Origin of the sequence: Paenibacillus barengoltzii G22 (genome assembly GCF_000403375.2) — a bacterium.
Taxonomy (GTDB): Bacteria; Bacillota; Bacilli; order Paenibacillales; family Paenibacillaceae; genus Fontibacillus; species Fontibacillus barengoltzii.
Map to the genome: position 1 here is coordinate 189,136 of NZ_KE159654.1, position 16,001 is coordinate 205,136.

Sequence of the window (16,001 nt, forward strand, 5' to 3'; positions counted from 1 at the left end):
ATTGGAACGCGACTTGTTTAGCAGACGAGAATTTATGACGTTTGAAGAAGCGTTTATCGCACTTGATCAATATATGGACTTTTATAATTATCGAAGAATGCATGGTAGCCTGAAGCATATGGCTCCCATGAAGTTTTCGTTATGGGTCAAAATGCTAGAGGATACCTCAAAGTTCCATAAATCGATGTAAACACACAAGAAAATGAGCTGGACTGCGATAACACAAAACTTGTAGGTCAGGACTCCGGATTTAGGGGGCCTAGCCGCTTTTACATCTTAGACGCTAAAATAGCCGGTTTCGCCGAAAATCAACTGCACTTTTGCAGTTAAGAGGCTGGCCACACGGCGCCAGCCCTAAGAGGAAGCCGCAAGCACGCAATCATAACCACCCGTCCAACGGGTGGTTTGCTCTTGGGGTATAACCCCTTGTTGCCAAACTGCGCCTAAAGACGCTAGCCTGACAATAAAATTGTTCAGGCTCAGTGTTTTTGTCACTTTCACTTACCAGTTAAACTGGTTTACTTTTTCTTGCTACCGTTTCTGCTAAATGGATCTTCATACTCTTTGACGCTCAGTTTATCGATTGCCTGGTCATGTGCTTCCTGCTCGCGGATATACTTTGCGACAGTGGCCTCATTCAAGCCCACTGTGCTTACGTAGTATCCCTCCGCCCAAAATTTCCGATTTCCATATTTATACTTTAGGGTGGCATGCTTTTCGAATATCATTAGTGAGCTCTTTCCCTTCAGATACCCCATAAATGAGGATACTGAGATTTTGGGTGGTATCGCTACCAGCATGTGTACATGATCCGGCATCATGTGGCCTTCTATGATCTCCACTCCCTTGTATTTGCACAGACGCTTAAATATTTCGATCAAATCTCTCCTCACTTGATTATAGATCTCTTTCCGTCTATACTTCGGGGTGAACACGATATGGTATTTGCACATCCACTTCGTGTGAGCTAAACTATAGCTCTTGTTTGCCATCTAAGACCATTCCTTTCTTTTATTGAGCCTGAACATCTCAATTTTATGGGAATGGTCTAGTTGGTCAAACCTTCGTTCCTCCACCCGCATAGCGGGTGGTTTTTTGTTTCGCACGCTTCGCGAGCTCAACTGGCTAAAGCCATAATAAAAAGCCCTGTTCCGCTCCCGGAACAGGGCTTTTCGATATTAAGCTTGCAGCTCTTTAACGATGTCGGAAATGGCGTCCCCAATCGGAGTGACCGGCCGGCCTAGCAAGGCTTCCAGGTCGCTGCTTGGAACGTCCAGCGCCCCTTCGCGAATCGCGCTTTGGATGGAGACGAGGAACGGAACTACCGGTTCCGGTACACCCGCACGGCGCATTGCTTCGGCATAAGCTGCATCGTCAACATGCTGCACAGGAACTTCACGGCCCAGAACTTCGCCGATTCGTTGTGCCAGTTCATCATGCGTCAGCATCGGTCCCGACAGCTCATAAATTTTGTTCTCATGGCCATTGCCAACCAACACCGCTGCGGCCGCTTGCGCGTAGTCCCCCCGTGTCGCCCAGCCTACTTTACCGTCTCCAGCGGAAGTGACCAGCGGAGCTCCAGCCAAAATGCCTTGGATCGAGCCGGTTTCATTTTCGATGTACCAGTTGTTCCGCAGGAAAGCGTAAGGAATGCCCGTCTTCGCAATCGCTTCCTCGGTCGCTTTATGAACGGGGGCTAACGCCAACGGGTTCGACGCTGCATTCACCACACTCGTATACGCGATGAACTTCACGCCGGCACGCTGAGCGGCCTCAACAGCTGCCATGTGCTGACGAATCCGCGTATCGTTGTCGCCCTGGGTGGATACGATCAGCAGCCGATCCACACCGGCAAAAGCCGTGTCCAGCGAAGCCGGATCGTCAAAATCTCCCTTGCGCACGTCCACACCGCGCTCGCTCAGCGCACTTGCTTTTTGCGGATCGCGAACGCTCACCGCCAGCTGCTCTGCCGGCACCGAAGCCAGCAGCGCTTCCACGACCTTGGCGCCGAGTTGCCCCGTCGCTCCTGTCACTAAAATCTTCATCCCAGACTCCTCCTATCAAATGGATTACCATGAAGTCTACGCGCTCACCTGTAACTATTATAGTTACACACCATCGATAAGTCAAAATCTTCTTTCATGAGGTATGATGCCGACAACAACGCCGGGTGGGTAGACATATCCGTCAAGCTGCCTGATCGTCCTCTTCGTTATTCCTCTCGCAGCAACTCTTTTAGCATACCCTCCCGACGATTAACGAACTCCTTCATGATGATATAATGGTCGGTCTCTTCAAGCGTAGTTTCCTTGATCCCGTCCGGCGTGAGCTGATACATCAGACTATCCGGATAGGCCATCAGGATCGGCGAATGCGTGGAAATGATAAACTGGGAGCGACGTCCAACCAGCTCATGAATCCTGGACAACATCGCCATCTGCCGGAACGGAGACAACGCCGCCTCCGGTTCGTCCAAGATGTACAGGCCATATCCGCTGAAGCGGTTCATAAACGCGGCAAAAAACGATTCCCCATGCGACATCGTATGCAACGATTTCCCTCCATAGGAGTCGACGATCCGCGGCGGACTAACCCACGCAACATTTTCCTGGTCCAGTTTATCGATTTCCGTCGCTAGATTATAATAACTCTCCGCCCGGAAAAAGAACCCGTCCCGCGGCCGCGTCGCCCCCCTGATCGTACGCAAATAACGATGCAGCTCGGAGTGAGTCTCGGCTGTCGCGAAGCTGAAGTTCATCGTGCCGCCTTCCGGGTTAAATCCAAGGGCGACGGCGATGCCCTCCAGCAGCGTGGACTTGCCCATCCCGTTCTCGCCGATAATGTATGTGACTTTCGGATGGAACTCCAATTGCCCTAGCGATAAGACCGCCGGTAAATGAAAAGGATAGTCGTCAAACGTCGGAACCTCGTCCCGCTGTAACATGATTTTCCGCAGATAGGCGTTCCACTCCATCAAGCGTCCGCCTCCTCATTGGCTGCATCCAAGCCGCCATGGTACAAGCTGTAATAGAATCCGCGACGCCGCAGCAACTCTTCATGCGAGCCCTGCTCGATCAAGCGGCCTTCCTTCAAGACCAGGATCTTGTCAGCCTGACGGATCGTGTTCAACCGGTGGGCGATCACGAAGCTGGTTCTTCCTTGCATCAACCGCTGCAGGCCCTCTTGAATCTTGATCTCCGTCACGGTGTCGATGCTGCTCGTCGCCTCGTCCAGCACAAGGATAGAGGGATCCGCCAAAATCGCCCGTGCGATCGCCAGCAGCTGCCGTTGCCCTTGGCTGATGCCGCCGCCGTCCGCGCCAAGCACCTTGTCGTAGCCGCCCGGCATCCGCACGATAAAGGAATGGGCGTTCGCCAGCTTGGCAGCCTCCTCCACCTCCGCATCGGTCGCATCAAGACGACCAAAGCGGATATTGTCGCGGATTGTGCCCTGGAACAGGAACGAATCCTGCAGCACAAACGCCATCTGTGAACGCAGGCTGTCGCGCCGGATCGTGCGGATATCGCGTCCATCAACGGTGATCGTCCCCCGGGAAGGTTCGTAGAAGCGCGAGAGCAGCTGAATCAGCGTCGTTTTGCCGGCACCCGTCGGCCCGACCAAAGCAATCGTATCGCCCGGCTTCGCGGTAAAGCTGATGTCCTCCAACGTGTCGCCGCCCTCGTTTTTATTTTCCTCATAAGAGAAATACACATCAGAGAAGACCACCTCGCCCCGAACGGACGTCAGCTCTGCCGCCCCTTGTTCATCGCTGGCTTCGACCTCCTCGTCCAGCACCTCAAACACGCGCTCCGCCCCGGCGATCGCCGACAGCAGCGTGTTCCATTGGTTCGCGAGGTCGTTCAGCGGCCGGGTGAATTGCCGTGCATACTCCACGAACACTACGATCACCCCAACGGTCACGCCGGCACGACCGTTCACCGCCAGCACCCCGCCGATCCCCGCAACAATCGCAAAGCTAAGGTTGTTCAATCCGTTCATTAGCTTCGGGATGAAGCCGGAAATGGTCTGCGCCCAGAAGCTGGAGCTGCGGATCGCCCCGTTGCGTTCACGGAAGCCCTGCAGCACCCGGTGTTCTTGCGAGAACGCCTTGATGATCCGCTGCCCCGACAACGTCTCCTCAATGTACCCGTTCAGGTTGCCGAGATCCTGTTGACGTCGCTTGTACAGCGGCCCCGTCCGTTTCGTGATCCAACGCATCCCGGCCATCATCAGCGGTACAACAAGGAACGTCAGCAACGTCAGCAGCGGGCTGAGGTACAGCATCACGCTCAGCGTTCCGATCAGTGTCAGCACGCTGGAGAAAATTTGGATCGCCGAGCTGTTCAGTGTGGAGCTGACATTGTCTATATCATTGGTTAACCGGCTCATGATCTCGCCCTGTTGACGCTTGCCGTAATAAGGAATCGGCAGCCGGTGCAGCTGGGCGAACAGCTCGGAACGCATGCGATACACCGTTTCTTGGGCGATGGTGATCATCCAGATATTTTGCAGCCAGGAGGTGAGTGATGATCCGGCAAAAACTAACGTTAGTCCAACGAGGAACAGCACCCACGGCCGCCCGCCGCCAGCTTCTAAGTAGTCATCAATGGCCACCCCAACCAGATAAGGCCCCAGCAGCGCTAATCCCGAGCTGAATACAACCATCAGCAGGACCGCAGCCAGCCGCGCTTTGTGGGCAGATAGATAACTCCAAATTCGGCTTAAGGTGGCGGACCAATTTTTTGCCCGCACTTTAGGCCGTACCCCAGGTCCACCGCCATGACCGGGCCGGCGAGACGCGGGAGCCGCCTCCTGACGCGAGTCTCCACCCTGCGATGGCGATAGTGCATCCAGCTTCGGGTACGGATGCCGAAATGGCTCAGTGAAGGTCTTGAACGACATGAGCTTCCGCCTCCTTTCCCAGCTGGGATTCGCAAATTCGTCGGTACAATTCCGAATGCTGCAGCAATTCCTCGTGCTTGCCGCTGGCGATCAACCGACCGTCATCCAAGAGGAGGATCAGGTCCGCCGTCATCGTGGAGCTGATCTTCTGCGTCACGAGCAGCGTCGTGCAGGACAGGCGTGAGATCTCCTTCAATAGAGCCGCCTCTGTACGGACGTCCAGCGCGCTCGTGCTGTCGTCCAGAATCAGGATCGCCGGGCGACGGATCAACGCCCGCGCGATCGACAGGCGCTGCTTCTGTCCGCCGGACAGATTCACGCCGCGTTGCCCCAGCCGCGTCTCATAGCCCTGCGGCTGGCGCTCGATCGTATCGTGGATCTGCGCCTGCCGGGCGGCGGTCTCGATTTGATCCAACGTCGCGTCCTCGCGCCCCCAGGCGATATTTTCCCGGATCGTGCCGGAGAATAACATCACTTCCTGCGGCACATAACCGATCGCACGGCGCAGCCGTTTCCGGTCCAGCTCGCGAAGGTCCGTTCCGTCGATGAGGATCGTCCCTTCCGTTGGTTCATACATGCCTGGTATCAGCTGGACCAGCGAGGATTTCCCTGAGCCGGTGGCCCCCAGGATCGCGATCCGTTGTCCCGGCTCCGCCGTAAATGAAATCCGCTCCAGCGCCATTACGTCACGTCCCGGATAGCGGAACGATACCTCGCGGAATTCAATGCGGCCTTGAATCGAAGCAGCCTCTTCTTCCACATCCGCGCCGCTTGCCCCTCCTGCTCGGTTTTCCCGCTCGCCTACCGGATCGTTTTCCTCCAGCACCTCACGCACCCGTCCGGCAGATGCCGCTCCCCGCGACAAGGAGCTCATGATCCAGGACAACGCCGACAACGCGCCAATCGTACGCAGTGAATAGTTAATCACAGCAACGACTTCCCCCACGCTGGCCCCCCCGTCCGCAATCTCGATTCGACCAAACCACAGCACCGCGATGATCCCCGCGTTCATGATAAACAGCAGGAACGGCATCGTCGTCTCCGTCAGCTTTAGCGCGGCGACGGTGCCCTCCCGCAACGCGCGGTTACGCTGCTCGAAACGCCCAATCTCGTGCGACATCCGGACGAACACGCGGATCAGCCGCATGCCGGTCAGGTTCTCCTGGATCAGGCCGTTCACATGATCGGTTCGCCGCTGCACCGTACGAAATAAAGCAGATGCTTTTCGGATCATCCACAGGACAAACGCCAGCAAGACGGGAACGGTCACCGTCAGCAACAGCCCCAGCTTCACATGCACAACCAGCGCCATCACCACGCTCCCGACAACAACGAGCGGCACCCGGGACGCAAAGCGCAGACACATGAAGATCACATCCTGCAGCACCGTAATATCCCCGGTCAGCCGAGTGATCAACGACGAAGCCGCAAACCGGTTAAACACTTCATACGAAAAAGACTGTACCTTCTCGTACAGCTTATCGCGCAGATCGTACCCAAAGCCTTGGCTTACATGTGAAGCGAAAAAGGAACTGGCGACCCCGGCGAGAAATGCCACCAGCGCGCTCACCATCAGCACCCCGCCCCAAATCCAGGCGACGGATACCGCGTGCTGCCGAATCCCGTGGTCGATGATCCGCGAGATAATCAGCGGTTGAACCAGCTCCACCGCCAGCTCAATCAGCAGCATGACGATCGCGGAGACGGCGGCGATGCGGTATTTTTTGAGAATAGCGATCATGACGGACATCCTGATACCTCCAGTGCGGGTGATTCTGAAAGAATCGTCAATTTGGTGAACTATGTTGTTTTATTATAAATCAGTTGGGAAGGCTTGTGTATTTTTCCAGCGGCAAACTTCATACAAAAACGCGATAACAAAAAGCCCCTCCTGCCCGGAATCCACCGGTTGACAGGAAGGGCATAACGCAAGCCTTCAGTTTAATTCTGGTCCCCAACGATAAATTGGTAAATGCTGTCCACTTTCTCCTCCGTCAGCTCACCGCTGTTGTCGAACACCAGAATCGAGGAAGACGGGATGTCCCAATTAATCTCGGGTACAAATTGCACGCGGTGCTTGAAGTCGTCCCAATGCTCCAGCTTCCACGTATCGCGGTCCGTACAACGCTCGATAATCCGTTCCTTCTGGGTATCCATGTCCTTGAGCGTCACGACAACCACCTTCACGTCCACTTCTTGCTTGGTGAGACCTGCCTCTTGAATCAGCTTTTCGATCCAGTCTTTGTTCTTCAGTTCCGCCGTGAACGGGGAAATCATAAATACGTTTTGGCCCGCCGCCAAATTTTCGATGCAGATGTCCCGGGTCGTCTCGTATTCCAGATCACGCAAGTGCTCCTTGTAAAAATCAGAATCCCGATCGTTCACATCCAGACCGTTCATCGCCAGAATCTTCTCGACACAGCGGCCGCCCACCGTATCCCGATCCAAAAAAGCCGCCGGCATCCGTCTTGCCAGCTTGCGAGCCACCGTCGTTTTCCCCGTACCAGCGACTCCTACGAAAAAGACCAATTTCTGCATAATGTAGCGATCCTCCTTAAGTTTCGGCCCAAAGCCTATTCCTTATTGTACAATACAATGAAGATCGACACATCTGCATTAGCACATCTTCAAAGGAACTTCCTTTTAGGCTTGATCCTCGCTGCCAACGATCCGGAGCAGTTCCTCACCTTCACGGACCTCTCCCTGCTGAAGCGGAAGCACAGCGGCATAATCAAACGTGTTCGTTACGATCACCGGTGTGACCGTATGGTATCCGGTCGCCCGGATCTTATCCACGTCGAATTCCAGCAGCAATTGCCCCTTCGACACGCGATCTCCTTCCTTAATATACGAAGTGAAATACTGACCGCCCAGCTTCACCGTATCGACTCCGACGTGGATGAGAATTTCCGCACCTTTATCGGATACAACCGACAAAGCGTGCTTCTTCTTAAACGCTACAGTGACGGTTCCGTCGAACGGAGCAACCACCCGTCCTTCAGCCGGTTCAATGGCGATACCTTTTCCCATCGCCTCCGCAGCAAAAGCTGGATCAGGCACCTCCGACAGAGGAACCACCGTGCCGCTAATCGGGCTGTACACCAAATCGCCAGGTTTATCGGAAGCGCCGCCTCGCTCCTGGTCCTTGGCCGGTTTTTCCGCGACACTTGCCCCAGCCTCTTCTTCAATCGGATCTTTGAAGCCTAGCACATAAGCCAATACCGCTGATAAGAGAAAGGCTGTCGTAATCCCGATGATCAATCCCGGAAAACCTTGCCCACCCGGGCCGTAAAAGATTGGCAGAGTTAGCAGGCCGGGCGCGCCGGAAGCAAACGCTTGAGTGCCAGCTTGGCCGATAATCGCGCCGCCGACGGCGCCGCCGATGATCCCAGCAATGAACGGACGCTTCAGGGGGAGGGTTACCCCGTATACCGCCGGTTCAGTAATACCGAACAATGCAGAGAGCGTTGCGGAGCCAGCGAGCGTTTTCAGTTTTTTGTTTTTCGTTCTTAACATTACACCGAGTGCTGCACCTGTTTGGGCGAACACGGAAGCCGTTGCCGCCGGCTTGATGCCGTCTTTGCCATAAACCGCAATATTGTTAATAAATACCGGGACAAGGCCCCAATGAACACCGAAAATTACAAGCAGTTGCCAGGAAGCCCCTAGGACAGCACCGGCAATCAACGGGCTGAACGCGAAGGCTGCCAGCAGACCTTTGGCGATCGCATTGCCGACATATACGCCAAACGGTCCAAAAACGATTAACGTCAGCGGTACCATCACCGCAAGCGAAATCAACGGGGTCACAAAGTTCTTCACACTCTCATGAATGACCCGGTTGCAGAACTTTTCCAGCTTGCTCATGACGATAACCGACAAAATAATCGGAATGACCGTTGATGAATAGCTCATCATAATCACAGGGATCCCAAAGAAGTGCGTATCCGTTCCATCTGTCTTCAGTTGAATAATACTTGGATACAGCAGCGCTCCGGCGATTGTCAAAGCCGAAAAGACATTGCCTCCGAATTTTCTGGCAGTAGTAACTGCCAACAGGGCCGGCAGGAAATAGAATAAACTGTCTGCTGCCGCATACAAGATCGTGTATGTCGTATCCGTTGTCTGCAGCCATCCGAAGTTGCTAGCGATTAGCAGCAGCCCCTTGAGAATACCGGCACCTGCCATCACGCCGAGCAGCGGAGCAAAAATGCCGGAGATCACATCAATGACACTGCCCAGACCCTTTTTACCTCCCTGTGCTTTCTCACCCGACTTGGCATCATTCAGAATATTGGACACCCGGCCAATCGCGCTGTAAACCTCAGGCACCTGGTTTCCAATCACCACCTGAAACTGCCCGCCGCTTTCTTTGACTGTGATAATCCCTTCGGTCTTCTCCAGCTTGGCCTTATCCGCCTTGGATCGGTCTTTCAAGGTAAAGCGCAGCCTCGTTGCACAGTGCACGAGCGAAGCGACATTTTCTTCACCGCCTACGCCCTGAATAATTTCTTTAGCCAACTTCTCATATTTCATGCTAATCCCCCCCATGATTTTAATAAGAGCTTCATTTCCGGGATTGCGGAGCAAATAAAAAACCTAAGCCATGAAAATAGGAGAGCGCAATGGCTCGCTATTTTTTCACAGCTTAGGTTTTGCCTGCATCACCAGTAACAATCCCATTAAATTGCTGTCGCTATAATCATTTTGATCGTTGATTCGATGGTTAATGGCTTTATAGTATAACGCTTTCATACCCTTGTCAATGCTTGACAGTCCATTGATGATCCGTCGATATGGATCGGCTGATTATCGGTTGACAACCCGTTCGATATGCACTGTCAGATATAGCATCTCCTCACTGGTTAATTTGTGATTGTACTCTTTTTCCACAAACAGCTTGATTTTCTCAGCGCACAACGCCGATTCCCTATGCTTCTCTTTAATCAAATCGAAAAGATTGTCGTGGTTTTCCTTATAATGGATTCCCTTGAGGATACGTTGGGCAAAAAATTTTAAGTGTGTAATAAAGCGCATATAACTTAGTGAATCCTCTTCAAATTCCGTCCCGAAATGATATTTAACGATATTGATGATCTGTTGCATGAACTTGGTTATATCCATCGTGGTGCGAATTTCTTCGTTCATCTCAGCATTGACGATATGGATCGCGATAAAGGCAGCTTCGTCCTCAGGAAGATCGATGCCCATCTTAAGCTTGATCTGCTCCAACATCTTCAGCCCAATGTTGAATTCCTCTTTGTACAACTGCTTGATCTCCCAGAAAAGGACGTTTTTGATCTCCAAACCTTGTTGATGCCGTTCCACCGCAAAGTTGATGTGGTCTGTCAAAGACACGTATATATTTTCGTTCAACTTCTTGGACAGATTCTTTCTGGCGTAATCGATGATTTCCTCAACGATCACAACCAGCTCAAGTGGCACCTCACGCAACAGCATCTTGAAATTATCCGAGGTCTGCTTGTTTTTGAGTGCGAACACTTTCTCGATCCGGCTCTTGTCGACCTTATCACCAGGCTTCTTCTTAAAACCGACCCCTCTGCCCATGATCACCAGCTCTTCCCCGTTCTCCTGTAACGCACTGATGACATTATTGTTAAAGACTTTGGCTATTTCCATATGAACCCCCGCCCTTAATGTCCGGCCAGAGCCGGTTTCATATCCTCCAATCGAAACATTTTTTCCTTCGGGTAAAACCTGCGGAGCAGCAGCAATCCTAAAGAACTCATACAAGATTGGATTTTAGTCAAGTTTAGCCGTCGGATCTCCAAAATGTCAACGCTTTCACTGTGAATGGGGAAGCCAGGGCATCCTCAGCTTCCAATTCTTATTTTAGGGTTAAATGACACCGTAAATTCAGTTACTCGCCAAGATTTTGCCCGTTTGATTTGATCACGCTTTGGTACCAGGCAAAGCTTTTCTTCTTGATCCGCTTTAGTGTACCTTTGCCTTCATTGTCACGATCCACGTAGATGAAGCCGTAACGTTTTCTCATCTCACCGCTGGAAGCGCTGACGATATCAATCGGCCCCCAACTCGTGTAGCCGATAATCTCACACCCGTCCTGGATGGCTTTACCCAGTTCGATGAGATGGCTCTTTAGGTAGTCGATTCGGTAATCATCATTCACTTCTCCCGCCGGAGTGACTTCATCATGCGCGCCAAGCCCATTCTCCACGACAAACAAAGGCTTCTGGTACCGGTCATAGAGTTGGTTGGCTGTAATGCGCAGACCAAGCGGATCGATGGTCCATCCCCATTCAGATTTAGCCAGAAAAGGGTTGGCAACGGAACCGAACACATTTCCGCTGGTCATTGTTTGGCATACTTCGGGATCCGTACTCGTCGTACGGCTGGAGTAATAGCTGAAGCCGATGTAGTCAACGGTATGGTTTTTCAGAATCTCCTCATCGCCTGGCTCCATTTCAATCGTTAGCCCGTGATCGCGGAAGAAGCGTTTGGCATATCCCGGGTATTCCCCCCGTGATTGAACGTCGATGAAGAAGTAGGACTCGCGGTCCTTTTCCATACTTTGGTACACATCCTCAGGGTTGCACGTATACGGATAAAAGCTGCCCGCCGCAAGCATGCAGCCGATTTTGCCGTCCGGTATCAACTCATGGCAAGCTTTGACTGCCAAAGCGCTGGCAACTAGTTGATGATGCGCCGCCTGATATTGAATCTGCTTGACATTGTCACCTTCCTTAAACGTCAGACCTGCACCTAGAAACGGCAGGTGCAGCAGCATATTGATCTCATTAAAAGTCATCCAATATTTCACTTTATCCTTATAACGTTCCAGCACGGTCTTGGCATAGGTTTCAAACAGCCCTACCATTTTCCGGTTTCTCCAACTGCCATATTTCTCAATCAGAGCCACTGGCACATCGAAATGAGCGAGGGTGACGACGGGCTGAATGCCGTTGCGCAGCAGTTCGTCGAACAGGTCATCGTAAAATTTCAAGCCAGCCTCATTCGGAACAGCGTCTTCGCCTGTAGGGAAAATGCGTGTCCAGGCAATCGAAACGCGCAGCGCCTTGAATCCCATCTCGGCGAACAAGGCGATATCTTCCTTATAGCGGTGGTAGAAATCGATCGCTTCGTGAGACGGGTAAAATTCGCCTTCTAAAGGTCTAAGCGAAGGAAGGTATCCTTTCATAAAAAGACGTCTCTTCTCTCCGGTCGGCAGTAAATCTACCTGGGTAAGTCCTTTTCCATCCTCCAGGTAAGCGCCTTCAGCCTGATTTGCAGCAATGGCTCCGCCCCACAAAAAGTTTTCCGGGAATCTCAAATTATTCATGCTCAATCTCCTTTCCATTTGTTTTCATTGCAGGGATTGGCCTTCGAAAACAAAAAAACCTGAACACCCCGGCTGCAAAGCAATGCATGCCAGAGTGCTCAGGTTATGCCCGAATGGTAACATCCCCATGTTATTTTGATGATTATACTTCAACTTTAGCAAGCAATCCGGAGACTGTCAACCTAAAAACTGCCGGCACTACCCGCCTTATGAACCAGATGGCGGTGTTGACTGCTGCCGCAGGCGCGTCTCCCGAGCAAGCTCCTTCACGTTCTCCTCCAGCCGGGTGCGCAGCTCCCCGGCAATATCGAAGCCGCCGGATTCGGTGCGTGCTACCTGGGCGTCCACCGTATACACACCGCCCAAAATATAACGTGCGCCCAACGCGGACAAAACCGGCTTCAGCGCATAATCGATCGTCAGCAGATGCGCCAGACTGCCTCCAATAAAGAGCGGCAGCACGACTTTGCCGGCCAGGCCTTTTTGCGGCACGAGATCAAGGAACGTCTTCAGCACGCCGGTATACGACGCCTGATAGACGGGGCTGGCGACAACCACCGCGTCCGCCGCGGCAACGAGCCCATTCGCTTTGACGATCGCTTCACTTTCAAATTTCGTATGGATCAAATCCTCCGGCGGCAGCTCCACCACGTTCACATGGCTGACTTCGAAGCCCTCACCGCGCAGCAATTCCTCCGTCAACGCAATGACGGCCCCTAGCCGGGAGCCTGGTGTTGGACTGCCGTTAATAATCGTCACTTTCATATCGGATTCTCCCCTTATCTGCGACGGAGGTTCGTTTTTTCGCGAACCCCGGCCATTTGCCTAAATTTTAAAACGATGCTATCAATATTTGCTTGAAAAGTCAATGCAAACCGCGCCGCCGAAGGGCAATCCGGCGGCGGGCGGCATAAAGGCGCAGCGGGTTACAGCGCCTCGATGATATCCCCGGCGATGAGCGACGCCGGGTTACCCTTCCGGGCCGCGGCCGCGCGTTCGCCGGCTTGGCCGTGGAGGTACACGCCTAACGCCGCCGCTTGCACGGCGTCCAGGCCCTGGGCGAGCAGCCCGGCGATCAGGCCGGTCAACACGTCCCCCGAGCCCCCGGTCGCCATGCCGGGGTGCCCGGTGACGTTGACGAACACGCGGCCGTCCGGGGCCGCTACCACGGTGCGCGCGCCTTTCAGCACGAGCGTGACGCCGTGCTGAACCGCGTAGCGGTGCGCCAGCCCGATGCGGTCCCGCTGCACCTCGGCCGTGGAGAGGCCGGCCAGCCGGGCCATTTCGCCGGGATGCGGCGTCAGGATCGTCGCCGCCTCCCGGCGCGCCCACGCCGCCGGACCGTTCGCGGCGGCGAGGATGTTCAGGGCATCCGCGTCCACGACAAGGGGACGCGGGGCGCCCTCCCACACGGCGCGCAGGAAGCCGTCCTCGCCCGGGAAGCGGCCCAGCCCCGGGCCGATGGCGAGCACGTCGCGCGCCTCCAGCAGCCGCAGCAGCTCGGACGCCGCTGCGGCGTTCCAGGCGCCGGCTTCGCCGCCGGCCGGCGCCAGCATCAGCTCGGGCACGGCCCCGAGCACCTGCGGCAGCAGCGCCTCCGGCAGCGCCCACGTGACGAGGCCGCTGCCGGCGCGGAGCGCGGCTTTGGCGGCCAGCAGGCCGGCGCCGCTCATCGTGAGGCTGCCTGCCGCCACCAGCACGTGCCCGTACGTGCCCTTGTGCCCGTCGGCTTCGCGCCGCCGCCCCGGGTCCACCCCGAGCTCGCCGCGCAGCGCCTCCTCGGTGAGCAGCACCCCGGCTTCCGCCATCCCCGGCGGAAGCGCGCGGGGAATGCCGATATAGCGGACGATCACGTCCCCCGCGACCTTCGCGCCCGGATATTGGGTCAGCCCCGCCTTCAAAAAGGCGAGACAGACGGTAATCCGGGCCTCTATGCACGGGTCGTGAACCGCGCCGGTATCGGCATCCAGCCCGCTGGGGATGTCGGCTGCCACGATCGGCAGCCGGCTCTCATTCGCCTCCCGAATCAGGGAGGCGTAGGCCCCCCGGGGCGCTCCTTTCGCCCCGGTGCCCAGCAAGGCGTCCACGATCCCCGTTACCCCGCGGGATCGGGCCGCCGCCACCGCGCCGGGCGTGTACACCTCGCCCGGCAGCCCCAGCGCTGCAGCGATCGCATGCTGCAGCGCAGCTTCGCCGCCGAGTCGCTCCGGCTCCTCGGCGTACAGCAGGCTCACCCGAACGCCCGCATCCACCAAATGGCGGGCGCACACCAGGCCGTCGCCACCGTTATTTCCCTTGCCGATGAGAATCAGCCAATGCTCTTCCGGCCACGCTGGCGGGCTGCCCAGATCCCGGTCCAAGCTGTCCGCACCAGCTGGACGCTCGCGGATCGTCTCCTCGGGGCGCTCCGGCAGCCGCCCTTCCCGCCGTTGCCGGCAAAAAAGCAGCACCTCCTCGGCAATCGCCCGCCCGGCGTTCTCCATTAACGCGACCGCCGGAATGCCGATCTGCTCAATCGCATAGCGGTCGACGGCACGCATTTGCTCGGATGTCACGAATTTCACTGGTTCTCCTCCCCCATCTAACCTAGTACCCTACGGTAAAACGGGTGCCGATATAATACGGGTCCTCCGCTTCGTCCAGAAGGGCTGCTGCGTAATCCTCCGCCGTAATCCGGCTCTGATCCCGTTCGTCGACGACCAGACGGTCTAACCCTAAGCGGAACATCCCTGTGCGCTTCCCGGGCTCGATGAGCGCCGGCGGACTTAACACCGTCCACTCCAGGTCCGACGCCCGGTAGAGGTTCAGCGCTTCTTCATGGGCCCGGGCCAACGGCCGCACCTCCTCCGGAAACTCGGGCGTGTCCATGAGCCGCACACCTGGAGCAACTTCCAAGCCGCCTGCTCCGCCCACAGCGATCAGACGGCGGACACCGCCGCGCTTTACGCCTTCAATCAGCGAACGCGTGGCTTCCAGGAGCTCGTCCTCCTCCCCCAAGCGCGGCCCATACGCGCTGATCACAAGGTCTTGTCCTTGAACCAGCCGGGCGATGGAATCGGGGACCAAAATATCCCCTTCCTTCCGGATCAAATGCCCGGCCCTTTTGGAATCCGTCGGAACGAGATCAGTCACCCCCGTTTCGGCCGCCTGCGCCGGATCTCTGACCACTGCCGTCACTTCATGTCCGCGTTGCAGCGCCTCCACCGCGATTCTTTTTCCAATCATGCCCGTTGCGCCAAATAATACGATCTTCATCTATCGGTACGCCCTTTCTTCGCTGTTGGATGCGATTCCCAAGTTTTGCTGCTTACATTATAATCATCCTGCCCCCGCAAGTCCAAAAACAAAAGGGCTTCCCCCGCCGCGCGGTCAGAAAGCCCCAGATTCCCGCTGATTCCCTTAGCCCGCCTTCCCCAAAGCGAAGCTCAGGATCAAGATGATAAACACAATGGCAGTAATAACTACGTACCGGTAGTCCTTCTCCGCCCAGAACAAAAAGAGCGAGACGAACACCCGAAATACCGGCGTCAAAATGAGCAGCAGCAAACCGGTCTGGATGACCGCAACCGACTTCAAGGCCAGCAAGCCGGACATGATCGCGCCAAAGCTGGTAGGGTACGTATCCCCCGGGTATCCGCTGTCGCCCGTGACCAAAAACTGGATGAGCCCAATTACGATCACAGCGGCAGCGAGGATCACGCCAACCCGGAGCATTTTGCTGATGGCCGTCTCAATCTCAAAGGTGCGGTTTTGCGTTGTCTCGTTATGGTCGCCCATG

At 55.3% G+C, this 16,001-nt stretch carries 14 protein-coding genes; 1 reads left to right on the forward strand and 13 read right to left on the reverse strand.

Annotation, left to right across the window (positions count from 1 at the left end; translation table 11 throughout):
* The coding region (locus C812_RS21940; protein WP_157274749.1) for an IS3 family transposase at window positions 1-190 on the forward strand (190 nt) is incomplete at its 5' end.
* Between the two features lie 328 nt (window positions 191-518).
* Here the strand turns inward: C812_RS21940 and tnpA are convergent.
* The 13 genes from tnpA to C812_RS15910 all read right to left on the reverse strand — a co-directional run bounded on the left by tnpA (window position 519) and on the right by C812_RS15910 (window position 16,000).
* On the reverse strand, window positions 519-992 hold the full coding sequence (gene tnpA, locus C812_RS15850; protein ID WP_016311435.1) for an IS200/IS605 family transposase: 474 nt from the start codon (window positions 990-992) through the stop codon (window positions 519-521).
* Window positions 993-1,178: 186 nt separating this feature from the next.
* Complete coding sequence (locus tag C812_RS15855) at window positions 1,179-2,045, reverse strand: SDR family oxidoreductase (RefSeq protein WP_016313669.1); 867 nt, start codon at window positions 2,043-2,045, stop codon at window positions 1,179-1,181.
* A gap of 167 nt (window positions 2,046-2,212) precedes the next feature.
* Window positions 2,213-2,974, reverse strand: coding sequence for an AAA family ATPase (locus tag C812_RS15860; protein ID WP_016313670.1), 762 nt, complete (start codon window positions 2,972-2,974; stop codon window positions 2,213-2,215).
* Window positions 2,974-4,902, reverse strand: coding sequence for an ABC transporter ATP-binding protein (locus C812_RS15865; protein ID WP_016313671.1), 1,929 nt, complete (start codon window positions 4,900-4,902; stop codon window positions 2,974-2,976). The genes C812_RS15860 and C812_RS15865 overlap by 1 nt, the downstream gene beginning before the upstream one ends.
* Entirely contained in the window at window positions 4,880-6,652 is a 1,773-nt protein-coding gene (locus C812_RS15870; protein WP_016313672.1) for an ABC transporter ATP-binding protein, read from the reverse strand. The genes C812_RS15865 and C812_RS15870 overlap by 23 nt, the downstream gene beginning before the upstream one ends.
* A 191-nt stretch (window positions 6,653-6,843) precedes the next feature.
* Complete coding sequence (locus C812_RS15875; protein WP_016313673.1) at window positions 6,844-7,440, reverse strand: P-loop nucleotide/nucleoside kinase family protein; 597 nt, start codon at window positions 7,438-7,440, stop codon at window positions 6,844-6,846.
* 105 nt (window positions 7,441-7,545) lie between these two features.
* Window positions 7,546-9,438, reverse strand: coding sequence for a beta-glucoside-specific PTS transporter subunit IIABC (locus C812_RS15880; protein ID WP_016313674.1), 1,893 nt, complete (start codon window positions 9,436-9,438; stop codon window positions 7,546-7,548).
* 273 nt (window positions 9,439-9,711) lie between these two features.
* The gene (gene licT / locus C812_RS15885; RefSeq protein WP_016313675.1) at window positions 9,712-10,542 is read right to left on the reverse strand and encodes a BglG family transcription antiterminator LicT; all 831 of its coding nucleotides are present in this window, start codon (window positions 10,540-10,542) and stop codon (window positions 9,712-9,714) included.
* A gap of 241 nt (window positions 10,543-10,783) precedes the next feature.
* Window positions 10,784-12,223: a 6-phospho-beta-glucosidase gene (locus tag C812_RS15890; RefSeq protein WP_016313676.1), complete on the reverse strand. Its 1,440-nt coding sequence runs from the start codon at window positions 12,221-12,223 to the stop codon at window positions 10,784-10,786.
* A 207-nt stretch (window positions 12,224-12,430) separates the two neighbouring features.
* Complete coding sequence (ssuE, locus tag C812_RS15895) at window positions 12,431-12,988, reverse strand: NADPH-dependent FMN reductase (RefSeq protein WP_016313677.1); 558 nt, start codon at window positions 12,986-12,988, stop codon at window positions 12,431-12,433.
* A gap of 161 nt (window positions 12,989-13,149) precedes the next feature.
* Window positions 13,150-14,787, reverse strand: a complete 1,638-nt coding sequence (locus tag C812_RS15900; RefSeq protein ID WP_016313678.1) for a bifunctional ADP-dependent NAD(P)H-hydrate dehydratase/NAD(P)H-hydrate epimerase — start codon at window positions 14,785-14,787, stop codon at window positions 13,150-13,152.
* Between the two features lie 22 nt (window positions 14,788-14,809).
* Window positions 14,810-15,478 carry an NAD(P)-dependent oxidoreductase gene (locus tag C812_RS15905; protein ID WP_016313679.1) on the reverse strand — a complete coding sequence of 223 codons (669 nt, stop codon included), beginning with the start codon at window positions 15,476-15,478 and terminating at the stop codon, window positions 14,810-14,812.
* A 144-nt stretch (window positions 15,479-15,622) separates the two neighbouring features.
* Window positions 15,623-16,000, reverse strand: coding sequence for a DUF1634 domain-containing protein (locus C812_RS15910; protein ID WP_016313680.1), 378 nt, complete (start codon window positions 15,998-16,000; stop codon window positions 15,623-15,625).
* Window position 16,001 lies beyond the last annotated feature (1 nt).